We start from the raw sequence: 20992 nt of genomic DNA on the forward strand, positions 1-20992 counted from the left end.
TGGAACGTATCCGGCATGGGATGCGTTTCGCCGGTTGGTATTGCATTGCCTCCTCCCCGACGACGGGCCTTCACGCCGGCCCAAGCAGAATTTCCCGGTGAGGCCGTGGATGGGCCTCCCCAAGAAACTCTGCAGATGTTCGGTATGGTGCCGATTCCTCTCGAGCGGGTCGATGGCCCGCTCGAGAGGAATCGGCTTGGAAGCAATGTCGGTGCCAGGCCGTTTCCACGGGAGTAGCAATGTCGAGGAATAAGAAGCCAGACGAGGATCTGCCCGATCAGAGCCCCCCCGATGGCGGCAAGCTCGATCCGCAGATCCGCGACTATGTCGCTCGCTCCCTGCAGGCCCATTATGAATCGATCGTCCGGGCGCCCGTGCCCGACAGGTTTTTGACACTCCTGGCCGAGCTCGAAGAGCAGGAGAAGAAGGCCGGGGAGGGCAAGGACGATGAGCGGCGATAGCTTCAAGGACGGGCTCATCGCACATATTCCCAGTCTGCGTGCCTTTGCCGCGTCCCTGTCGGGCTCGATTACCCTGGCGGACGATCTGGTGCAGGATACGCTGCTGAAGGCCTGGGCCAATGCCGACAAGTTCGAGCCGGGCACCAATATGCGAGCCTGGCTGTTCACCATCCTGCGCAACATCTACTACTCGCTCTACCGCAAGCGTTCGCGCGAGGTGCAGGACAGCGATGGGGTCTATGCCGAGCGCCTGGCCGTCCATGCCGACCAGGAAGGGCACCTGGCGATCGCCGATTTCACGGCCGCCCTCGCCAAGCTGCCCGAGGAGCAGCGCGAGGCCCTGATCATGGTGGGCGCCTCGGGTATCTCCTATGAGGAGGCGGCGGAAATCTGCGGCGTTGCGCTCGGTACGATCAAAAGCCGCGTCAACCGGGCGAGGTCGCGGCTGGCCGAAATGCTCTCGACCAGCGATGCGGATGAAACGGGGCCGGATGCCAAGATGCTGGCGGCACTGCGGGCCGGCGGGCGCGAGCCTCCCTCGTGACGGCCCGCTTTCGCCAAGTCTTCAATAGGATCTTGGTCTTCAATAGGATCTTGGCCTTCGATACGGTCCAGGCCAAACTGCTGACCTTCTTCCTGATGGTCGCCATACCTGTCGGTGCCATCACCAGCATCATCGCGGTGGTGACCTATCGCGATGACGTCAAGACGATCGAGACGGCCCAGGCACAGACGGTCGGCAATTTCGTCGTTCGCATGGGCATCTGGTATGTCGGCGTCGTACGGGGGCTGATGATCTCGGCCGCCGAAGTCACGAACGGCGCCTCCTGCGAGGCGGTCGGCAAGGCCAATGTGGGACAGCTCGAGGGCTACCAGGCCCTGCTGATCCAGGGGGATGGCAGCCCGGCCTGCCTGTTTTCCGGCATATCCGGCCTGGACCGGTCCTCGCTTGGCGCCGAATTGGCAGCGCAGGCTGCCAAGCCGGTGCTCCAACCCCGCGCGGTGTTGTCGCCGGTAACCAGCCGCTATGATTCGGTGGTGCTCGGGGGCGAGCGCCGGCTCGTCGTCTATGCCCGGCGCGAGGGCAAGCCGGACGCGCCGGGCTGGCAGGCACTGCTGGTGGTCGCTCCGCAGGCCCTCGATCGTGTCTTCAACCTCGGTGACGGCGCGCGTGACTTCGTCGCTGCCCTGATCACCGTGCATGAGGACATCGTGTTTGCTCGGGGGCGCCCGGCGGACGACAATGGCTGGCTGCCGGCGAAGGGAACCTTTCCCGTGACCCGACAGCGCTGGGTCGCCGTCAGCGGCGCCGGCCAGACGCGGATCTACTATGCCATGCCGGCGGCGCCCGATCTCTATATCGTCGCCAGCTTCCGTGACATCCATCTGCGGGCAGCCCGCTCGCAATTCCTTTTCCTGCTGCTGGCGCCCCTCGCCGCCTTGCTGTTGTTGCTGGTCGTCTTTGCCCGGGTGATGAAACGGCATCTGGTGCAATGGCTCAAGGGCATCGAGGCTGCGTCGCGGGCTCGGCGCCATTCGGGCTGGGGACGTGTACCGCTCAGTGCCCAGATGCCGTCGGACATCCGCAATGTGGTGGTCGCCTTCAACGACATGGTGGAGGAGCAGGAAGCACGCGAGCACCGCCTGCAGACGGCGCTTGCGGCCAACCATGCCCTTACCCGCGAGCTGCATCACCGGGTGAAGAACAATCTCCAAGTGGTGCAGAGCTATATCGGCCTATCCAAGAACGCCTATGCCGGCGATGCCCGCATGGCCTTGAGCGAGGCTGAATGCAGGGTGCACGTGTTGTCGGCGGCCTATCGGGGTGCCCTGTCCGAGGGCGAGATGCATCCGGTGGCGGTCGAGCCCTTCCTGCGTGACGTCACACAGGTGATCGGCAGGCTGCTGTGCCGCCCCGGGCAAAGCATGGCTTTACGCGGGCGGACCGACATGGCGCTGCCGGTGGATCGCGCTATCCCGCTCGGCCTGCTCGTGGTCGACCATGCCTCCGCCATCCTGCATCCCGGCCTGGCACTCGTTCTCACGCTCGACATCGAGGATCTCGACGGCGGGCGCTTCGGCTTCGGATTTGCTGCCGACAGGCCGGTGGAACCGCCGCAGCCCTCGCGAATCCTGCTGGGCCTCGTGCAGCAGCTCGACGCAGCCGAGAGGAAGGACCTCGCTGCGGGTGACCTGGGTGCCTGGGAGCTTGCCGCTGCCGGCGACGGCGAGCAGCAGGCGGAAGACCGGGGGACCGGCGCTTCCGCAGCGGAATAACCCTTGCCAACGGTCATATAGTGCCTATGTTTCCTGTTGAGGGGACCGGCAGACGGTCATCGATTAGGCGATGCTCGCCTGCTGGTGCTCCTCAGGATAGGTGCCGCCTCATGGTCGATCGGTGCAGGATTGTTAGGAAATTGTAACTGAACTTTGCGCCCCCCGGCGCGTTAACAATTCAGCATGATCGGACGTTTGGCCGAGTATCAGGGGTATAGAACATGATGAACACTCTGCTTGCGGTTCTTTCGACCTTATTGGCCACGGGGCTCTGCACCCTCGCGGTAGCGTCGATGCGCCAGCCGGCTCGCGTCAAGGTCGTCGCGCGGCGCAACAGGCGGTCCCTGCCCCGGGATTGAGCCGGTTTCGTAGCAAGTAGGACGGAATGGGGGAGGAACGCGTGTTCCTCCCCCATTCCGTTTGATGGAGCTTGAACGGCCGGCCTCATCCGTCGATTGCCGCCCGGATGCGGCGTGAGAGCTGGTCGATCGAGTAGGGTTTGTAGAGTGGTCTGGTGTCGAGGCCTGATATCTCGACCCGCCCATTGTCGTCCGGCGCGTAGCCGGTGGTGAACAACACCTTGATGCCGGGGGAATGGGCCCGGGCGCGGCTGGCGAGTTCGCCGCCATTCATCCCGGGCATGACGATGTCGGTGAACAGCAAGGTGATGGGCCGGCCGGCTGCGACGAAACCGAGGGCCTCGCTCGGGGATGCGGCCTCGAGAATGGTGTAGCCGAGCCCGCGCAAGGCCTCCACCGCCATGGAGCGCACCCTGTCCTCATCCTCCACCACCAGCACGGTCTCGCCGGGATGACCATGGAAGGTGGTGGGAAGCCCGTCCCACAGGGGGCGCTGGGCCTCGGCAGCCTCCGAGCGTGGCAAATAGAGCCTGATCGTGGTGCCTTGTCCCGGCATCGATGCGATGGTGACATGGCCGCCGGTCTGGCGCACGAAGCCGAAGACCTGGCTGAGGCCCATGCCGGTGCCCTTGCCCACACCCTTGGTGGTGAAGAAGGGGTCGAAGGCGCGCGCGGCCACGTCTTCCGACATGCCGATGCCGGTGTCGATCACCGCCACGCTGAGATAGGAACCGGAGGCGATGCCGAATTCCTCGGCCTGGCTGCGGCCCAGTATGGCATTGCTGGTTTCGATGGTGAGTTCGCCACCGTCGGGCATGGCGTCACGCGCGTTCACCGACATGTTGAGCAGGGCGTTTTCCAGCTGGCTCCTGTCGGTCTCCACCGCCCAGCCGTCCGGCGCCAGGATGGTGGTGATGTGGATATGCTCGCCCAGCGTGCGCGACAGCAGGTCGGCCATGTCGGCGATCATGGCGTTGGGCGACACGGCTTCCACCGTCAGCGGCTGCTGACGGGAGAAGGCGAGCAGGCGCTTGGTCAGTGCGGCGGCGCGCTCGGCGCCGTCGAGAGCGCCGTCGATATAGCGTCCGACATTGGTCTGGCCGCGCTCCAGCTTGCGCTTGAGCAAAGTGAGGCCGCCGATGACCACGGCGAGCATGTTGTTGAAGTCATGGGCGATGCCGCCGGTGAGCTGCCCGAGAGCCTCGACCTTCTGCAACTGATGCAGGCTGTTCTCGGCCGTGGCCCGGGCGGCTATGGCGGTCTGGACCCGCTGCTCCAGCGTCTCGTTGAGTTCGCGGAGCCTGGCCTCGGCCTCTCTCTGCCTGGAAATGTCGGTATTGGTGCCGAACCAGCGCAGGATCCGGCCGGTATCGTCTCGGACCGGGGCGACGCGGGTAAGGAAAGGGCGGAAGATGCCGTCCCTGCCGCGGAGCGGGAAGACCATCTCGAAAGCGCTGCCCTGTTCGAGCGATTCCCGCCAATGCGCGATGATATCGGGCAGCTGCCGGCGGTCATGCACCGAGCGCCAGCCCCATCCCTGCATCTGCTCGAGCGATGAACCCGTATAGTCATACCAGCGCTGATTATACCAGTAGATGCCGCCATGCGCGGCGGCCATCCAGCACAGGATCGGGATGTTGTCCGCCAGGGTGCGGAAGTTGGCCTCGCTCTCGCGCAGGGCCGTTTCGGCCGCCCGGATGCGCAGCAAGGCGCGGACGGAGGCGACGAGTTCGACCGGTTCCCAGGGCTGGGCGAGGCAGGAATCGGCACCGGCTTCCAGCGCCCGCATGCGATTGTCGCCCGAAACGAAGGATGCCGAGGTCTGCAGCACCAGGGTATCGGGATAATCCTGCTTGATGATGCGGCAAAGATCGTGGCCGCTCATGTCGGGCAGCCTCTCCTCGAGCAGCACCAGGGTCGGCCGTCGCTCGCGGACCAGGACGAGGGCATCGAAGCCCGAGCCTGCTTCGATCACGTCGATTTCGCTTGCCCGGCCAAGGGCCTCGGTCTTGGCGCGCCGCTCGACCACGTGGTCGTCGAGGTTGAGGACGAGATGGCGTCGAAACTCCATTGTACCCACCAAGATCACCGCCCTGTCAGGGCTGTATTCCCATCTGCATCCTAACACGGATGCCTGAGGCGTCTTGTGATTGGACGGACGTATCAAGGATCACAAAGACACACTCGCCAATCCGTGGTCCATAACAGCCTCTAGAGCCAGCGTCCGGTCGTGAACGCGTCAGCTCTGAAGAACGCCCCTGCAGGATGGAAGGTTCCGGGCTCGATGCCACGGCCTGTTTTCGGCCGTTCGGCGTGCCGTGGACGCTGCCATCATGCTCTTGACGTGCCATGCCCATGCGCCCGGTCTCTCGTCGTTCAATCAGAGATGAGGGTTATCAAAGCGCTTTGAGATGCCGATTTTGGTTGAAATCTAGCTTCCTCGCCCTATCTTAACGAGGGCACGCATCCGCCTTCCGAAGGTTGCTCCATTGAGGGGAAGGAAATTGATCGTGGCGGGGAACCGCCGGGATCATGGCGGGTTGAGGCTATGTGCCATCGCGCGATGCTCGCCGCGCCCGGCTTGTTCCGGGCACCTGGACGATAGGTGTTTCGAGTTCGTCCGCGGGGACCGGAAGCCGCCGGTCGCGGTAGATTCAGGTTTGAGCCTGACAAGGCCAGACAGACTCTAGGCCATGGGCGTTACTTGCCATAACCCAGACCGGGAGAGACATTGATGAGCAATGAGATAGAACAGAAGATCCGCGACAAGGCCCATGAATTGTGGGTCTTGGACGGACAGCCGGAGGGGCGCGAATTGTTCCATTGGGACCTCGCACGCCAACTGGTGCTGCAGGAAAATACGGCCGAGTTCACATTGGTGCCGACACCGCCCTGCATCGAGGATCTGATCGACCCGCTGGCCGCGCCGGACAATCTGCGCGAGATCCCGGACCTCACCCATCTCGGGGAAGATGCGGTGGAACCCGAAATCCCGCTCAAGAAGGTCGCCGGGGGACGCGGCTGAAACCGATCGCCGAGAGCATGGCTCTTCTCCTGCGGCCGGAGCGCAAAGGCGCGTTCCGGCCTTGAATTGTGGCAGCCCGTCCGGTGCCGATGACGACGCTGACTGCCAGTCCCATTCCTTGAAATTCGCCCTTTCGAGCGGCTGAAATCGCAAAATCCGCCCCGAATGCCCGCCTGACGCTTGCCTCCGCGCGCCAAGGTGCTTACTGCGAACGCTGACCGATTTGATAGGAAGCGTCCGCATGTCTGCCTCTTTGAACCGCCTCGTCGATGAGATGTTGGCGAATGCCTTTTCAGCCTGTGGATTGCCGACCGAGACCGCCCGAGCCACCCGCTCCACACTGCCGGAGCTCGCGGACCTGCAATGCAACGGCGCCATGCCGCTGGCCAAGAGCCTCAAGCGCAATCCGCGCGAGCTCGCTGCCGAGATCGCCGAAAAGCTGAAGGACCTCCCGGCCTTCAAGGAAGTCTCGGTGGCTGGCCCCGGCTTCCTCAATCTGCGCCTGTCCGATGAATTCCTGTCCGAATGCGCCGCGGCCCAGGCCGCCTCGCCCGATCTCGGCATCGTGCAACTGCCAGCAGATACGGTGGTGCTCGACTATGGCGGCCCCAACGTCGCCAAGCCGCTGCATGTCGGCCATCTGCGCGCCTTGGTGATCGGCGAGAGCCTGCGGCGCATCAATGCAGCCCAGGGCCTCAACACGGTCTCCGACATCCATCTCGGTGATTGGGGCCTGCAGATGGGCCAGCTGATCTCCGAGATCCGGCTGCGCTGGCCCGACCTCGGCCCGGGCGAGGCGCCGGACCTGACCATGGACGACCTGCAGCGCATCTATCCGGAGGCCGCCGCGGCCTGCAAGGCCGATCCCGCCCGCATGGAACTCGCCCGCGCCGCCACCGCCGCCTTGCAGGCGGGCGATCCCGACGCCACGGCGATCTGGCAGAAGCTGCGCGACATCTCGCTGACGGCGCAGCGCGTCGACATCGATCTTCTCGACACCCATTTCGATCTTTTCCTGGGCGAAAGCGACGTGCAGCCGCTGATCCCCGGCATGATCGCCGACATGCGCGCCAAGGGTGTGGCGGTGGAAAGCGAGGGCGCCCTGATCGTCGACGTCGCCACGCCCGGCGACAACAAGCCGATGCCCCCGCTCCTGCTGCAGAAGAAGGACGGCGCGGCCCTCTATGCCACCACCGATCTCGCCACCATCGTGGCCAGGGTGCGCGACCAGGACCCCAAGCGTATCGTCTATGTCGTCGACCAGCGCCAGGAACTGCATTTCCGCCAGGTCTTCAAGGCGGCCGAGCGGGCGGACCTGGCACCGGGCGTCGAGCTGATCCATGCCGGTTTCGGCACGGTGAACGGCGCCGACGGCAAGCCCTACAAGACCCGCGAAGGCGGGGTGGCGCAGCTCAAGGACCTGCTCGGCGAGGCGATCGAGAAGGCAGGAGAGCGTCTGGTCAACGACGATCCGACGCTCGATCGCATCGAACTCGCCAAGCTGGTGGGTCTCGCCGCGGTCAAGTTCGCCGATCTCTCCTCCTACCGCATCTCGGGCTACATCTACGACGCGGACCGCATGGTCTCCTTCGAAGGCAAGACCGGGCCCTATGTGCAATATGCCTGCGTGCGCATCGGCTCCATCCTCGCCAATGCCGAGGCCAAGGGGTATCAGGCCGGCGCCCTGCAGGTGGCGGCTCCGGCCGAGCGCGCCTTGGTGCTCGAATGCGCCAGGCTGCCCGAAGTGGTCGCTTCCGCCGGACGCAACAATGCGCCGAACGAGGTCGCCGACTATGTGTTTTCGGTGGCACAGGCCTTCAGCCGCTTCTACACCGATTGCCCGGTGCTGGCCGCCGATACCGAGGCCGAGCGTGCCTCCCGCCTCGCTTTGTGTGGCCTTGCTCGTGCCGTGCTGGCCAAGGGGCTGTGGCTGCTCGGCATCGCGGTTCCCGAACGGATGTGACGTGCGAGCGCGGGAGTCTCTTCCCGCGCCCCCGATTTGCTGCTACGCACGCCTCGAATTGACTGACAAATAGAGGCGGCCTTCATGAGCCAGCATTCCATCGCCATCATCGGCGTCGGCAAGATCGCGGTCGACCAGCATCTGCCTGTGATCGCCAAGAACCCGGCCTTCCGGCTGGCCGCCCTGGTCAGCCAGCGCGGCGTCGAGCAGGCGGGCGTGCCGACCTTCCGCACCCCGGCCGAGCTCTATGCCGCCATGCCGGATCTCGACGCGGTGGCGATCTGCACGCCGCCTTCGGTGCGCCACCAGGTGGCGCTGGAGGCGCTGAACGCCGGCATGAACGTGCTCCTGGAAAAGCCGCCGGCGCCCACCGTCAGCGAGCTGGCCGATCTCGTGCGCCAGGCGGCGGCCCGGCGCTGCGTGCTGTTCGCCACCTGGCACTCGCAATACAATGCCGGGGTCGAAGAAGCGAAGAAGCGCCTGGCCGGCCGCAAGATCGCCTCCCTCGCCATCACCTGGAAGGAAGACGTGCGGCGCTGGCATCCGGGCCAGGAATGGATCTGGCAGCCGGGCGGCTTCGGTGTGTTCGATCCGGGCATCAACGCTTTGTCGATCCTGACCGAGATCGCGCCGGAGCCCTTCTTCGTCACGGCCGCGACACTGACCTATCCCGCCAATCGCGATACGCCGATCGCGGCCAGACTGACCTTCGCTTCCGATGCCGGCCTGCCCGGCGCTGAACTGACGGCCGAATTCGACTGGCGCCAGACCGGCGACCAGACCTGGACGATCGAGATCGTCATGGAGGACGGCACCCGGCTCACGCTGATCGACGGCGGTTCCAAGCTCGCCGTCGACGGCAACCTGACCGTGGCCGAGCCGATGGCCGAATATGAAGGCATCTATGCCCGCTTCGCCGGCTTGCTCGATCGCGGCGAGAGCGCGGTCGATGCAGCGCCCTTCCACCTGGTCGCCGACGCCATGGTGGTGGGCAAGCGCGAGACCACCGACGCCTTCGAGTGGTGATCGCCCGAGGCTGTCACGGGGCATTGCTCACCTCTCCTCCTTTTAGGTCGTGCGGCCCCTCACCTTACCTCTCCCCGTAAGAACGGGGCGAGGGGACTTTGACGTCGCGTTTCATGCCGAGACCGCACCATCTCGCTCAACCGTTGGGCGAGATGAATGGACCGAGGGCCAGTCGCAACGCCTGTGCCTCCTCGCCCCGTTCTTACGGGGAGAGGTAAGGCGAGGGGCAGCGCGACCGTGAGCGATTATCTCTCTGCCGGATGTCCTTCATACCAAAAGCTATTTCGAAGACTCGGATGCATCGACATTCCCGAGCTTTGGTATCAATAGGTCGCCCGGCCGCCGGAAAGATCGAACACCGCGCCCGTGGTGAAGGAATTCTCCCTGGTGGCCAGCCAGCAGATCATGGCGGCCGCCTCGGCGAGTTCCAGCATGCGCCCGCGCGGGATCTTGGAGAGGATCATCTTCAGGAAGTCGGGATCCTGGCTCATCGCCATCGTGGTCTTGGCCACGGCCGGCGTCACCGCATTGACCGAGATGTCGTATTTGGCGAGTTCCTTGCCGAGCGACTTGGTCAGCGCCAGCACGCCGGCCTTGGTGGCGGAATAGGCGGGGGCGCCGGGATTGCCTTCCTTGCCGGCAACCGAGCTCAAATTGACGATGCGCCCGTAATTGCGGGCGATCATGTGCGGCACCACGGCGTGGCAGACATGGAAGGTGCCGACCAGGCCGATATGCACCACCTCGGCGAAGGCCTCGGGCGGGTATTCCCAGGTATTGGCATTGGGGCCGACGATCGCGGCATTGTTGATGAGGACGTCGATCTGGCCGAAGCGCGCCAGGGTCTGCTTGACGCCGGCCTCCACCGAGGCGAGGTCGCCGATGTCGACATTGAGGGCCTGGACCTTGCCGTTGCGGCCATATTTGACCTCCAGGGCCTGCAGCAGGGAAGCGTCCCGATCCCAGATCGAGACGTTGCCGCCGCCGGCCAAAATGCGTTCGGCGACCGTCAGCCCGATGCCCTGGCCACCTCCGGTGACGATGGCGGCCTGTCCTGCGAAATCGTAGCTGTTCATGGGAACGTCCGGGGAAACTGGGATGAGGGAAGGCCGGCGCGGGATTTCCCACGCCGGATCGGTGTCAGAAGTTGAACTGGTCGATATTGCCGGCGTCGAAGGTCGTCAGCTCGGCCTGGGTGTTGATGATGTGATCGGCCCCGATGGTGATCTCACCCAGGCCGGGAACCTCGAACTTGGTGCCGGGCTCGTTCTTGATGGTGCCGTTCTTCACGCCCACGGCGAAATAGGAGGTGAGCAGGCCTTCATTGTAGGGGCTCCAGAGCTGGAAGGCCTTGAGCGTGCCGTCCTTGATGAAGGGGCGCATCTGGTTGGGCGTGCCGAGGCCGGTGAGCGTGATTTGCTTGGCCTTGCCCTGGGTCTGCAGCACCTGCGCCGCTGCGGCGACGCCCACTGTTGTCGGCGAGATCACGCCCTTGAGGTTGGGGTATTTCTGGATCAGCGCTTCCATCTCGGTGGTGGATTTCTGTGGATCGTCGTCGCCATAGGCCACGGCCACCAGCTTCATCTTGGCATATTTGGCATTGCCGGCGAGGCTGTCCTTCATCGCCGCGATCCAGGTGTTCTGGTCCGGCGCGTCGGTGGTGGCGGAGAGGATGGCGATTTCGCCCTCGTAATTGATCTGCGAGCCCAGGAGTTCGACCTGGCTCGGCCCGGTCTTGGTGAAGTCGACGGGCAGGATGCCGGCATCGCGATGGTCGAGATTGCCGACGAGGTCGCCATTGACCGCCAGCACCAGGATGCCGCGCGAGCGGGCGCGGTCGAGCACCTGGTTGAGGGCATCGGGGCTGTTGGGGGAGATGGCGATCACGCCGACGCCGCGCTGGGTCTGCGCGGTGATGAAGGGGATCTGCGAGGTGGCTTCGGCGGTCGCCGGGGCCTGCATGTCGAAGTCGCAGCCGACCTTGGCGCAGCCGTCCTGGAAGCCCTTCACCAGCGAATCGAAATAGGGATTGCCGGTGTTCTTGGGAATATAGACGATCGAGACCTTGTCGGCCGCCTGCGCACTGACGGCGGCAGTCAGGGCCAGTCCGAGCGACAGCCCGAGCAGCAATGTTTTCCTCAGCATGAATCCCTCCTGATGGTGGTCGCAAGCCGGTTTCTCCCGGCTATCTCTGGTTGCGGGCGTAGATCGTGTTGGTTGCGATGATGGAGACGATGAGCAGGAGGCCCATCACCGTGAGCTGGTAGGTCACCGGGATGTTGGCGACCGTCATGCCGGTGGCGATGATCACCAGGAGCCAGGAGGCGATGAAGGTGCCGGCGATGGTGCCGCGCCCGCCGAAGATGTAGGTGCCGCCGAGCATGACGATCAGCACCATCTGCAGCTCGCCGCCGGTGGCGAGATCGTAGCGCACCGAGGCCAGCCGCGAGGCCGCCGTGAGGCCGCAGAGGGCGCTGGTGAGGCCCATCGCCAGGAACAAAGCGAATTTGATGCGCCGGACCTTGATGCCGGCATGGCGGGCGGCGATCTCGCTGGTGCCGATCTGGTAGATCTGCCGTCCCAGGATGGTGGCGCCGAGCACGAAGGCCAGCACCAGCGAGGCGACGGCGAAGATCAGCACCGGCACGGGCACGCCGAAAAGGGTGCGGTAGTCGATGCCGACGAACCAGGCCGGGAACTTGCCGATGGATTTGTCGCCGGCCAGCACCTGGGCGAGGCCGCGATACATGATCAGCGTGCCGATGGTGACCATCAGCGAGGGCAGGCGCAGCCACAGCACCAGGAAGCCGTTGAAGGCGCCCATCACGAGGCCGGCGGCAAGGCTTGCCGCGATCGCCCAGCCGATCGGCAGGCCGGCCTGGAATACGGTGCCGAACAGGCAGGCCGTCAGCGCCATGGTGGAGGCGGGAGACAGGTCGATCTCGCCGGCGATGATCACCAGGGTCAGCACCAGGGCGATGATTGAGAATTCGGCATAGTAGGTAGCGCTTTCCAGGATGAAGGTCAGCGAGGCGAAGAAGGGCGAGAGCAGGCAGGCGATGACGATGGCGGCTGCCAGCAGCACCAGGGTCATGGTCTCCGGCCGCACCAGCACGGTACGCCAGAGCGGCAGCGGCTTGGCGGCGTCCTGCGGCGAGACGGCGGTGGCGGGGGTCTGGCTCATGGGTGCCCCCTTTGCTGGCCGAGACGAGGGTTCCTTACCCTCCCCCTCCAGGGGAGGGTAAAATGTGTGTCGGTGCTGGTCATGCCGCATCCCTCGCCAGCAGGCCCTTGAGGCCGCCCTGCCTGACGCTGCGGTCGATCACCAAAGCGGCGAGGATGATTGCGCCGTAGATCGCCTGCTGCCAGAAGCCGGAGACGCCGAGGATCGGCAGGGCCACGCTGACGGCGCCGAGCAGGAGCACGCCGAGCACGGTGCCGGCGACCGAGCCAGAGCCGCCATTGATCGAGACGCCGCCGATGACCACGGGCGCGATCACCGTGAATTCGAAGCCGACGCCGGTGATGCCGGGATTCACATAGCCGAAGCGCGAGGCGTACATCACGCCCGCAAGCCCGGCGAGAGCCCCGGAGAGCACGAAGACCAGCACGGTGATCGGCGCGGCGCGGATGCCGCGCAGCGGCGCCGCTGCCGGGTTGGAGCCGATGGCGTAGATCTGGCGCCCGAGCCGGGAATGGCCGAGGAAGAGATAAGTGGCGAGCGCCACGGCAAAGGCGATCAGGATGATCCAGGGAATGCCGAAGACGGGCGAGGTCTGGCTGAGCTCGATCAGGCCGCGCGGAATATATTGCGGATCGACCTGGCGGGCATCGGAGATGAAGAAGATCAGGCCGCGATAGAGGCTGAGCGTGCCGAGCGTCACGATGATGGAGGGCAGCCTGAAGAGGGTGACCACCAGCCCGTTGATGAGGCCCAGCGCGCCGCCCACGGCGATCGCGGCGACGACACCGACCATGACGGGCAGCTCCGGATGGTCGCGCCAGAGCATGCCGGCCACGATGGCGGAAAAGCCGAGGATCGAGCCGATGGAAAGGTCGACATGGCGGGCGACCAGCACCATCATCTCGCCCATCGCCGCCACCATGATCAGGGGCACCGCGAGCAGCACGATGCGCAGCGTCTCGGCGGAAAGAAAGCGCGGCTGGATCAGGCCGACGATGATGGCGAAGAGCGCGATCATCACCACGATGCCGGCCTCGCGCCGGCGCAGGAGGCTGGCAATGCTCATGCGGCGGCCCGTCCATCCGGGTTCGACTTGCGGCGCGGCACGGCGGCGTGCATCACGCTTTCCTCGCTGGCCTCGCCGCGGAGAAGATTGGCAGTGAGGCGCCCTTCCGACATCACCAGCACGCGGTCGCTGAGCGCCAGCAGTTCCGGCAGTTCGGAGGAAATCAGCAGTACGGCGCGACCCGAAGCGGCCAACTCGCCGATCATCTCGTAGAACTCGGCCTTGACCCCGATGTCGATGCCGCGCGTCGGCTCGTCCAGGATGAGGATTTCGGGGTCGGTAAGCAGCCAACGCGCCAGAATGGCCTTCTGCTGGTTGCCGCCGGAGAGTTCGCCGATGGGTTGGCGCAGGCTGGCGAGGCGGATGCGCAATTTGCGCACCTGTTCGCGGGCGATCGAGCGTTCGAGGGCACGACGAATGACGCCGCCCGGGGCCACCTTGCCGGGCACGGCGGCGGTGATGTTCTGTTCGACCGGCAGGCTGCGGAAGATGCCGGCGACGGCCCGGTCCTCCGGCACGAAGGCGAGGCCTTGCGCCACCGCATCCGCCGGCTCGCGGATGGCGACGGTCTTGCCGTTGATCTCGATACGGCCGCTGGCGGCGGGAGCCACGCCGAACAGAGCGCGCGCGACATCGGTGCGGCCGGCGCCGACCAGGCCGCCAAGGCCGACGATCTCGCCCTTGCGCACCTCGAAGCTGATGTCCTCGAACTTGCCGGGCAGGCTCAGGCTGCGAACCGCCAGCGCCACCGCGCCGATCTGCGACTTGTGCTGGGGAATATAGCCTTTCACCTCCCGCCCGATCATCAGGCGGATGATGTCGGCGTCGGAGAGGCTGGCGGTTTCCTCGGTGGCAATCCTGCTGCCGTCCCGGAAGATGGTGACGCGGTCGCACAGCGCCCGCACTTCCTCGAGCCGGTGGCTGATGAAGATGATGGTGCGGCCTTCCTGGCGAAGCTGGCGGACGATGCCGAACAGGGTTTCGACTTCCTTGGGCGTCAGCGGAGCCGTCGGCTCGTCCATGATGATCAGCCGGCTGTCGCTGGCCAGCGCCCGGGCGATCTCCACCATCTGCTGGTCGGCGATGGAAAGGCCGCGCATCGGCTTGCCGACATCGATGGCGATGCCGAGCCGGGCCATCAGGCCTACGGCCTCGCGCCGGAGCTCGCCCCAGCGCACCCGCCCGAGTGCCGGGCCTTCATGGCGGCCGAGCACGAGGTTTTCAGCCACCGAGAGATCGGGGAAGGAGATCGGTTCCTGGTGGATCAGGGTGATGCCGAGCTTCTGGGCGACCAGCGGCGTAGCCACCTCCACGGGCGTGCCGTTGAGGGCGAGCGAGCCGCGGCTGGGACGGTGCACGCCGGCGATGATCTTGGCGAAGGTCGACTTGCCGGCCCCGTTCTCGCCGAGCAGGGCATGGATTTCGCCGGCATGGAGGTCGAGATCGACATCACGCAAGACTTCGACGCCGGCAAACTGCTTGGAGATGTCGCGGGCCGAAATCAGGATCGGCAGCGCTCTTGCAGGCTCGCCCGCCCTGTTCATGGCGTGGGCGCGTCCTTGTCGATCAGGCCTTCGGTCTTCAGGTCGGACCAGAAGCCCGCCGGGATCGGGGCGTGATGGGAGGCGACGTTCTCGACGATCTCGCTCGGCTTCACCGCGCCCGGGATTTCCGAGACCACGGCTGGATGGGCGAGCACGAATTGCAGCGCCGCCGCCGGCAGGGCCACGCCATGCGCCTTGCAGACAGCCTCGATGCCGCGCACCTTGGCCTGCACGGCCTCCGGCGCCTTGCTGTAATTGTAGTTGGCACTGCCGCCCGAGCCGGTGACCAGGATGCCCGAGGCGAAGGGCGAGCCGATGACGACGCTGACCTTTCGCTTCACGCATTCGGCCATGCCGGTATGGAGGCACCCTTGGTCGATCAGGGTGTAGGGCATCGCCACCAGCACGAAGTCGAGATCGACCAGGGGCGCCACCGTCTCCAGGGCGTCGGCGGTGTTGATGCCCATGCCAATGGCCTTGATCTCGCCGCGCCGCTTCAATTCCTCCAGGGCCTTGATGCCGGAATAGACCAGGTCTTTCTTGCGGTAGCCGAAATCCGGGCCCTGATAGGCAGCGTCGAGGTCGTGGATGACCAGGGCGTCGATGGTGTTGAGGCCGAGCCGCATCATCGACTGCTCATAGGAGCGCATCACGCCGTCATAGGTGTAGTCATAGCGGTGCTGGAAGGGCAGGCCGCCGAGCCACATCTCCGATTTGAAGGTCGAGGGGTCGAAGGGGCGTTCGAGGATGCGTCCGACCTTGGTGACGAGCTGGTATTCGTTGCGCGGCCGGTGCCGGAGGCCGTAGCCGAGGCGGTGTTCGGAGAGGCCGAGACCATACCAGGGCGCGGTGTCGAACAGGCGCACGCCCGCATCCCAGGCGGCGTCGATGGTGGCGGTGGCATCGGCCTCCGTCACCAGGCTGTAGAGTTCGCCCAGATGCGCCGCGCCATAGCCGAAGGTCGGCACGGTCATCGCTGTCTGGCCGACGCGGCGGCGCTCGAATTCCTTGGGCATTGCGGCACTCCCGGGCACTTCTGGATTGGCGGTTCCGGGCAGCCCGGCCGCATTTGCGGCTAAGTTGTCAGACAAAAATTAGTTTGACAAGTTTTTACTGGCTGGCGGAGAATGGCTGCGATGTCAGGCTGACGCACCGTGGCGCCGCCCCTCACCGTACCTCGCCCCGTAAGAACGGGGCGAGGTACGGTGAGGGGCGGCGCGACATCGGACATCGAGAATAGTTGCGTTCAGCTTGAACGCACTTTGCGCTGAGGATGCCATGCCCGATTTTCCCGTCATCGACACGCATCTTCACGTCTGGGACCATTCGAGACTGAAATATTCGGCCTTCGAAGGCAGCCCGCTCTTTTCCAAGAGTTATCACGTCGAGGACTACCGGCGCGACCTTGGCGACGTCGAGGTCGAGGCCATGGTCTTCCTCGAATGCTATGCCGATTTCTGGGAGGGTGGCGGCCAATATCTCGACGAGATCCGCTTCGTCGAGGAGGAGGCCCGGCGCGATCCCGGCATCCGGGCGATCGTGCCGATGGCGCCGCTGGAATGGGGAAGCCGGGCCGAGCCGATCCTGGCCGAGATGAAGGAAAAGCACCCCGCGGTGCGCGGCATCCGCCGCATCGTCGAGTTCGACGCCGACCCGCGCGCCCTAACCCTGTCCGACGGCTTCATCGAGGGCGTCAATCTCCTCGAGAAATTCGGCTATCATTTCGAGATCAACGTCCATCATCACCAGATGGATATCGTGCGGGAATTCGTGAAGCGCATCCCGCATGTACCGATGATCCTCGACCATTGCGGCAAGCCCGGCATCAAGGAAGGCGCCATCGCGCAGTATCGCGACGACGTGAAGGAGCTGGCGCGCTGCCCCAACCTCTTCATCAAGCTCTCCGACCTGCCGGTGGAAGCCGACCTCGCGAGCTGGACCGACGTGGACCTCAGGCCCTACATCGACGCCACCTTCGAGAGCTTCGGCATCGACCGCACGATCTTCGCCATGGACTGGCCGATCTGCCTGCAGGCCACCAGCATGACGCGCTGGGTCGAGACGCTCGATCGCGCCCTGGCCGGCTTTTCTGAAGAGCACCTGCGCAAGTTCTACCGGGATAACGCCAATTCCTTCTACCGCCTCGACCTGTGAGGCAGTAAGGCACTGCTGTGAGCAAGCTGATCAAAGACCCCGATTTCAGCGATCTGGCCGCCCTGGATGCCGGCGAGGCCTTATCCGAGCCGTTCGGCGGCGGCGCGCTAGAGCGGCGCCCGATTGCCGAGCAGGTCGCCACCCGCATCATGGGCATGATCAAGTCGGGCAATCTTCGCTCCGGCGACCGCCTGCCGACCGAGCAGCAGATGGGCATCGCCTTTGGCATCTCGCGCCCGCCCTTGCGCGAGGCGCTCAAGGCGCTGACCCTGATGGGGGTGCTCGAAAGCCGCCAGGGCGGGCGCTACAGCGTCACCGACCTGTCGCCGAGCCGACTGGTGGCGCCATTCTCCACCATGCTTTCCTTCGCCGACTATGACGTGCGCGAGCATTTCGAGGCACGGGTGGTGGTCGAGCTCGAACTGGTGCGGCTCTGCGCCGAACGGGCGGACGAGGCGACGCGGGCGCGCATCCTCGAGTTGGCCGTCGACGGCCGCGCCTTTCATGAGGATCCGGTCGCTTTCCGCCTGCTCGACATCGAGTTCCACCGCGCCCTCTATGGCGGCGGCGGCAGCCGCCTGCTCGCTGCGATGGCCGAGGGGCTCTACGATGTCGGGCTCGACGTGCGCCGCGTCGCCAGCGCCCTGCCTGGCGTCATCGAGATCAGCGTCGCCCAGCATGTCCAAATCGCCGAGGCCGTGATGGCCCGCGACGGCGCTGCGGCCACGGCCGCCTATCGCCGGCATCTCGAACATGTACGCGATACGTCCGGCCAGGCACAGGACGTCATCGGCGCCGAGGCGGCTGCCAAGCGCTGATCAGGCTTCCGAGTTCGCACCAAACGCTTCGAGGACATCTCTCATGCCGGACCGCATCGCCTTTCGCATGAACCTGAACCCCGGCCAGGCCGCCGAATACGAAAAGCGCCATGACGAGATCTTTCCAGAGCTGGTGACGCTGCTCAAGGAGGTCGGGATTTCCGACTACACGATCTGGCTCGACCCGGAGGACCACCACCTCTTCGCCATCCTCACCCGCAGCGACGACCACGGCTTGGGCCGCCTGCCCGACGAAGCGGTGATGAAGCGCTGGTGGGCCTTTATGGGCGACATCATGGCGACCAATCCGGACAGTTCCCCGGTACAGGTGCCGCTGAAGCGGGTGTTCTATCTGGCGTGAAGTCGCTTAGCCTGCTTCGTGATCCATGTTTTCTGCATAGGACAGGGCATGGATCTGGTAGCCGGGCCTTGTCTTGATGGCTTCGGCGCGAATGATGCGGGCTCGAACGAAGGGGCTTTCCACGCCACCGCATCGCAGGATCAGATCTGGTGGCGCTGTGCCGAGCCAGTCCCTTACGATCTCGCGCGACTGGGATGTCGCAACGAAGATATAAGCGAGGCTGGGCCAAGCCTCGTCCTCATCCAGGCCCCAGATCTGAATGACGACATCGGCCACATCGTCACGATCGCGGATTTTCAGCAACAGATCTCGAAACCCTGCAATGCCGAGACTCAGGATCGCCAGGTTGGGGGTCGCTTCGCGTGTAATCCCCTCGCAAAAGAAGTCCTCGATCGAGACCATGGGTAGGCGATCGGCCCAATCGCGGTTCCAGACATAGTCCTGCTCCGCGATGATCCGCAGCAGCTTCGAGCGATTATGGTGGATTGCGTTCTCGCAGTTCGGCACAGGTGCACCTTCTCACCCGTAGCGATGCAGCCCCGCCCCATGCGACTTCAGCCAGGCCCGGGCTTCTTCGGTGCGGGGGCAGAGCTGGTGGCACAGGCGCCAGAAGCGGGGCGAGTGGTTCATTTCCTTCAGATGCGAGACCTCGTGCGCCGCGAGATAGTCGAGCACGAAGGGCGGCGCCAGGATCAGGCGCCAGGAGAAGGCGAGAGCCCCGGTCGAGGAGCAGGAGCCCCAGCGGCTGGTGGTGTCCTTGACGCTGATCGGGCCGTGCTTGACGCCGAGCGCCGCGGTATGGCGCACGACGATGGCCTGCAATTCGCGCAGGGCCTGCTTCTTCAGCCAGTCGGTCAGGCGGCGCGGCAGATGCTGGACATCGCCATGCACGACGAGGACAGGCGGGGAGCCAGCCTCGATTTTCACCGTGCCGCGCCCCTCGCGATGCTCGATGCGGTGCGGCACATCGCGGAAGGGCACCATGGCGCCATCGGCGAAGCTGACATCCTGGGCGAGCTTGGCAAGCTTGAGGGCGATCCAGCCGGCATGCTTGTCGGCGAAGGCCTTGGCGGTGGTCAGGCTGCCGCGCGCCGGCATGGAGAGCACGATGTCGCGCTGGGCCGTGCGCACCCTGAGCGTATAACGGCGCGCCGAAACCAGCCGCCGGACGGCGACCGGATAGGTCGTCGCCCCGATCCTGACGGTGATCTGCTCGGGTTGGGGCGTCGGATTGCGTCGAAACAGCGATATCATGCTCGAATCAGGTTTGAGCCGACATCATAACCCGGATTGCGGTTTTGCCGCGGCTGGCGTAGGGGCGAGGCTTGGCAAAGTAAGGCGCTACTTGCCTTCTCCACGAAGTGGGGAAGGTGGCCCGGCAAAGACGGGTCGGATGGGGTGTGGCGGGCAACGCTATATGTTTTCAAGGCCTGCACAACGGTCGTGCAATCTTGTCACCGTCGGTGCATTGCTCTCCACACCCCATCCGTCATTTCTTCGAAATGACACCTTCCCCACTTCGTGGAGAGGCAAGTGGTGCCTTTTCTATTGAGCCTCGGGTCAGTTCGCAGGCGAAGATCTGCGGTTCCACTCTCCCCAAAGGGGAGTGGTGCTCGTATTCACGGAGAATCTGCCATGCCTTCCGTCCCCACACCCTGGTGGCAGCCATCGACCCATCAGGATCGCCGGCCTTTCCTGATCGGGCGCAACCGGCTGATGACGGCGCTGCGCGGCTTCTTCACGGCTGAAGATTTCACCGAGGTCGACACGTCAATCCTGCAGATCTCGCCCGGCAACGAGGCACATCTGCATGCCTTCGCCACCGACCTGATCGATGCCGATCTTTCGGTACGCCGGTTCTATCTGCACACCTCGCCGGAATTCGCCTGCAAGAAGCTGCTGGCGGCGGGAGAAGAGCGCCTGTTCACCTTCGCCAAGGTCTTCCGCAATCGCGAACGCACGGGCACTCATTCGCCCGAATTCACCATGCTGGAATGGTATCGCAGCGGCGAGCCCTATCAAAAACTGATGGATGATTGTGCCCGCCTGCTGGCGCTGGCCGCCGAAACCGGTGGCCTCAAGCGCTTCCGCTATCGCGGCGTGGAGACGGACCCCTTCGCCGAACCCGAGAGGCTCGGCGTCGCCGAGGCCTTCGAGCGCTTTGCCGGCATCGATCTCCTGGCGACGCTCGATCGGGACGGCGGCAGCGATCGCGACGCCTTGGCCGACGCCGCCGTTCGGGCGGGCTTGCGAGTTGCTGCCGACGATACCTGGTCCGACATCTATTCCGGCGTGCTGGTGCAGAAGATCGAACCCCATCTCGGCCAGGGACGAGCCACCATCCTCCACGATTATCCGAGCGTGGAAGCGGCGCTGGCCCGCCGTACCGCCGATGATCCGCGCGTATCAGAGCGCTTCGAGCTCTATGCCTGTGGCGTGGAACTCGCCAATGCCTTTGGCGAGTTGACCGACCCCGACGAGCAGCGCCGCCGCTTCCAGGCGGAGATGGACGAGAAGGAGCGCGTCTATGGCGAACGCTATCCGATCGACGAGGATTTCCTGGCGGCTCTCGCCATCATGCCGCAGGCCAGCGGCATCGCGCTGGGCTTCGACCGGCTCGCCATGCTGGCGACGGGCGCCTCCCGCATCGACCAGGTGATCTGGACGCCGGTTGCGTGAGATTGTGAATAGCGGGGATAATCAGCGAAGCTGGCCACAATCTCGACAAAAGGAGCTGTGAGCTTCATCCCATGC

Annotated in this window: 19 protein-coding genes; 10 read left to right on the forward strand and 9 right to left on the reverse strand. The window is 65.0% G+C overall.

Translation table 11 applies throughout. The features are described 5' to 3' along the window. The first annotated feature begins 239 nt into the window (after nucleotides 1-239). Genes QM672_RS21180 through QM672_RS21190 form a run of 3 tightly spaced genes read left to right on the forward strand, consistent with a single transcriptional unit; the run spans nucleotide 240 to nucleotide 2738 of the window. Complete coding sequence (locus QM672_RS21180; protein WP_068292011.1) at nucleotides 240-461, forward strand: NepR family anti-sigma factor; 222 nt, start codon at nucleotides 240-242, stop codon at nucleotides 459-461. Beyond that, complete coding sequence (locus QM672_RS21185) at nucleotides 448-1005, forward strand: sigma-70 family RNA polymerase sigma factor (RefSeq protein WP_311934217.1); 558 nt, start codon at nucleotides 448-450, stop codon at nucleotides 1003-1005. The genes QM672_RS21180 and QM672_RS21185 overlap by 14 nt, the downstream gene beginning before the upstream one ends. A gap of 50 nt (nucleotides 1006-1055) precedes the next feature. Further along, on the forward strand, nucleotides 1056-2738 hold the full coding sequence (locus QM672_RS21190; RefSeq protein ID WP_415084931.1) for a sensor histidine kinase: 1683 nt from the start codon (nucleotides 1056-1058) through the stop codon (nucleotides 2736-2738). A gap of 444 nt (nucleotides 2739-3182) precedes the next feature. On the opposite strand, the gene QM672_RS21195 is transcribed toward QM672_RS21190, so the two are convergent. Further along, the gene (locus QM672_RS21195; RefSeq protein ID WP_367623644.1) at nucleotides 3183-5168 is read right to left on the reverse strand and encodes a response regulator; all 1986 of its coding nucleotides are present in this window, start codon (nucleotides 5166-5168) and stop codon (nucleotides 3183-3185) included. Nucleotides 5169-5831: 663 nt separating this feature from the next. On the opposite strand from QM672_RS21195, the gene QM672_RS21200 reads away from it, so the two are divergent. The 3 genes from QM672_RS21200 to QM672_RS21210 all read left to right on the forward strand — a co-directional run bounded on the left by QM672_RS21200 (nucleotide 5832) and on the right by QM672_RS21210 (nucleotide 9111). Then, nucleotides 5832-6122: a DUF2934 domain-containing protein gene (locus QM672_RS21200; protein WP_311934220.1), complete on the forward strand. Its 291-nt coding sequence runs from the start codon at nucleotides 5832-5834 to the stop codon at nucleotides 6120-6122. A 241-nt stretch (nucleotides 6123-6363) separates the two neighbouring features. Then, entirely contained in the window at nucleotides 6364-8085 is a 1722-nt protein-coding gene (argS, locus tag QM672_RS21205; protein ID WP_311934221.1) for an arginine--tRNA ligase, read from the forward strand. Between the two features lie 84 nt (nucleotides 8086-8169). Beyond that, complete coding sequence (locus tag QM672_RS21210) at nucleotides 8170-9111, forward strand: Gfo/Idh/MocA family oxidoreductase (RefSeq protein WP_311934222.1); 942 nt, start codon at nucleotides 8170-8172, stop codon at nucleotides 9109-9111. 323 nt (nucleotides 9112-9434) lie between these two features. On the opposite strand, the gene QM672_RS21215 is transcribed toward QM672_RS21210, so the two are convergent. The 6 genes from QM672_RS21215 to QM672_RS21240 form a co-directional block, all read right to left on the reverse strand. Then, nucleotides 9435-10187 carry an SDR family NAD(P)-dependent oxidoreductase gene (locus QM672_RS21215; RefSeq protein WP_311934223.1) on the reverse strand — a complete coding sequence of 251 codons (753 nt, stop codon included), beginning with the start codon at nucleotides 10185-10187 and terminating at the stop codon, nucleotides 9435-9437. A 64-nt stretch (nucleotides 10188-10251) separates the two neighbouring features. Then, nucleotides 10252-11256, reverse strand: a complete 1005-nt coding sequence (locus QM672_RS21220) for a substrate-binding domain-containing protein (RefSeq protein WP_311934224.1) — start codon at nucleotides 11254-11256, stop codon at nucleotides 10252-10254. Between the two features lie 40 nt (nucleotides 11257-11296). Continuing rightward, nucleotides 11297-12295, reverse strand: coding sequence for an ABC transporter permease (locus QM672_RS21225; RefSeq protein ID WP_415084935.1), 999 nt, complete (start codon nucleotides 12293-12295; stop codon nucleotides 11297-11299). Between the two features lie 79 nt (nucleotides 12296-12374). Next, nucleotides 12375-13361 carry an ABC transporter permease gene (locus QM672_RS21230; RefSeq protein ID WP_415084937.1) on the reverse strand — a complete coding sequence of 329 codons (987 nt, stop codon included), beginning with the start codon at nucleotides 13359-13361 and terminating at the stop codon, nucleotides 12375-12377. Next, nucleotides 13358-14905, reverse strand: coding sequence for a sugar ABC transporter ATP-binding protein (locus tag QM672_RS21235; RefSeq protein WP_311934227.1), 1548 nt, complete (start codon nucleotides 14903-14905; stop codon nucleotides 13358-13360). The genes QM672_RS21230 and QM672_RS21235 overlap by 4 nt, the downstream gene beginning before the upstream one ends. Then, nucleotides 14902-15921, reverse strand: coding sequence for an aldo/keto reductase (locus tag QM672_RS21240; RefSeq protein ID WP_415084940.1), 1020 nt, complete (start codon nucleotides 15919-15921; stop codon nucleotides 14902-14904). Before QM672_RS21240 ends, QM672_RS21235 begins: the two co-directional genes overlap by 4 nt. 262 nt (nucleotides 15922-16183) lie before the next feature. Here QM672_RS21240 and QM672_RS21245 point away from each other — a divergent pair, with 262 nt between their 5' ends. Genes QM672_RS21245 through rhaM form a run of 3 tightly spaced genes read left to right on the forward strand, consistent with a single transcriptional unit; the run spans nucleotide 16184 to nucleotide 18238 of the window. Beyond that, nucleotides 16184-17059 carry an amidohydrolase family protein gene (locus QM672_RS21245; protein ID WP_415084941.1) on the forward strand — a complete coding sequence of 292 codons (876 nt, stop codon included), beginning with the start codon at nucleotides 16184-16186 and terminating at the stop codon, nucleotides 17057-17059. Nucleotides 17060-17076: 17 nt separating this feature from the next. Beyond that, nucleotides 17077-17877, forward strand: coding sequence for a FadR/GntR family transcriptional regulator (locus tag QM672_RS21250; RefSeq protein ID WP_367623652.1), 801 nt, complete (start codon nucleotides 17077-17079; stop codon nucleotides 17875-17877). Between the two features lie 43 nt (nucleotides 17878-17920). Next, nucleotides 17921-18238 (forward strand): L-rhamnose mutarotase, encoded by a 318-nt coding sequence (rhaM, locus tag QM672_RS21255; RefSeq protein WP_415084944.1) that lies wholly within the window; start codon nucleotides 17921-17923, stop codon nucleotides 18236-18238. 6 nt (nucleotides 18239-18244) lie between these two features. On the opposite strand, the gene QM672_RS21260 is transcribed toward rhaM, so the two are convergent. Continuing rightward, entirely contained in the window at nucleotides 18245-18640 is a 396-nt protein-coding gene (locus QM672_RS21260; RefSeq protein WP_311939897.1) for a hypothetical protein, read from the reverse strand. A gap of 117 nt (nucleotides 18641-18757) precedes the next feature. Further along, nucleotides 18758-19492, reverse strand: coding sequence for a SprT family zinc-dependent metalloprotease (locus tag QM672_RS21265; protein WP_311939895.1), 735 nt, complete (start codon nucleotides 19490-19492; stop codon nucleotides 18758-18760). Nucleotides 19493-19873: 381 nt separating this feature from the next. Here QM672_RS21265 and epmA point away from each other — a divergent pair, with 381 nt between their 5' ends. Next, on the forward strand, nucleotides 19874-20917 hold the full coding sequence (epmA, locus tag QM672_RS21270) for an EF-P lysine aminoacylase EpmA (protein ID WP_311939893.1): 1044 nt from the start codon (nucleotides 19874-19876) through the stop codon (nucleotides 20915-20917). The last annotated feature ends 75 nt before the right edge of the window (nucleotides 20918-20992 follow it).

Source organism: Labrys sp. (in: a-proteobacteria) (genome assembly GCF_047605565.1).
Taxonomy (GTDB): domain Bacteria; phylum Pseudomonadota; class Alphaproteobacteria; order Rhizobiales; family Labraceae; genus Labrys; species Labrys neptuniae.

Excerpts from the sequence above, each read along its gene's own strand:
- QM672_RS21220 (WP_311934224.1), bottom strand. The coding sequence starts at position 11,256 with ATGCTGAGGAAAACATTGCTGCTCGGGCTGTCGCTCGGACTGGCCCTG.
- QM672_RS21200 (WP_311934220.1), top strand. The coding sequence starts at position 5,832 with ATGAGCAATGAGATAGAACAGAAGATCCGCGACAAGGCCCATGAATTG.
- QM672_RS21235 (WP_311934227.1), bottom strand. The coding sequence starts at position 14,905 with ATGAACAGGGCGGGCGAGCCTGCAAGAGCGCTGCCGATCCTGATTTCG.
- QM672_RS21230 (WP_415084937.1), bottom strand. The coding sequence starts at position 13,361 with ATGAGCATTGCCAGCCTCCTGCGCCGGCGCGAGGCCGGCATCGTGGTG.
- argS (WP_311934221.1), top strand. The coding sequence starts at position 6,364 with ATGTCTGCCTCTTTGAACCGCCTCGTCGATGAGATGTTGGCGAATGCC.
- QM672_RS21180 (WP_068292011.1), top strand. The coding sequence starts at position 240 with ATGTCGAGGAATAAGAAGCCAGACGAGGATCTGCCCGATCAGAGCCCC.
- rhaM (WP_415084944.1), top strand. The coding sequence starts at position 17,921 with ATGCCGGACCGCATCGCCTTTCGCATGAACCTGAACCCCGGCCAGGCC.
- QM672_RS21215 (WP_311934223.1), bottom strand. The coding sequence starts at position 10,187 with ATGAACAGCTACGATTTCGCAGGACAGGCCGCCATCGTCACCGGAGGT.
- QM672_RS21195 (WP_367623644.1), bottom strand. The coding sequence starts at position 5,168 with ATGGAGTTTCGACGCCATCTCGTCCTCAACCTCGACGACCACGTGGTC.
- QM672_RS21210 (WP_311934222.1), top strand. The coding sequence starts at position 8,170 with ATGAGCCAGCATTCCATCGCCATCATCGGCGTCGGCAAGATCGCGGTC.
- QM672_RS21265 (WP_311939895.1), bottom strand. The coding sequence starts at position 19,492 with ATGATATCGCTGTTTCGACGCAATCCGACGCCCCAACCCGAGCAGATC.
- QM672_RS21185 (WP_311934217.1), top strand. The coding sequence starts at position 448 with ATGAGCGGCGATAGCTTCAAGGACGGGCTCATCGCACATATTCCCAGT.
- QM672_RS21245 (WP_415084941.1), top strand. The coding sequence starts at position 16,184 with ATGCCCGATTTTCCCGTCATCGACACGCATCTTCACGTCTGGGACCAT.
- epmA (WP_311939893.1), top strand. The coding sequence starts at position 19,874 with ATGCCTTCCGTCCCCACACCCTGGTGGCAGCCATCGACCCATCAGGAT.
- QM672_RS21260 (WP_311939897.1), bottom strand. The coding sequence starts at position 18,640 with ATGGTCTCGATCGAGGACTTCTTTTGCGAGGGGATTACACGCGAAGCG.
- QM672_RS21225 (WP_415084935.1), bottom strand. The coding sequence starts at position 12,295 with ATGAGCCAGACCCCCGCCACCGCCGTCTCGCCGCAGGACGCCGCCAAG.
- QM672_RS21240 (WP_415084940.1), bottom strand. The coding sequence starts at position 15,921 with ATGCCCAAGGAATTCGAGCGCCGCCGCGTCGGCCAGACAGCGATGACC.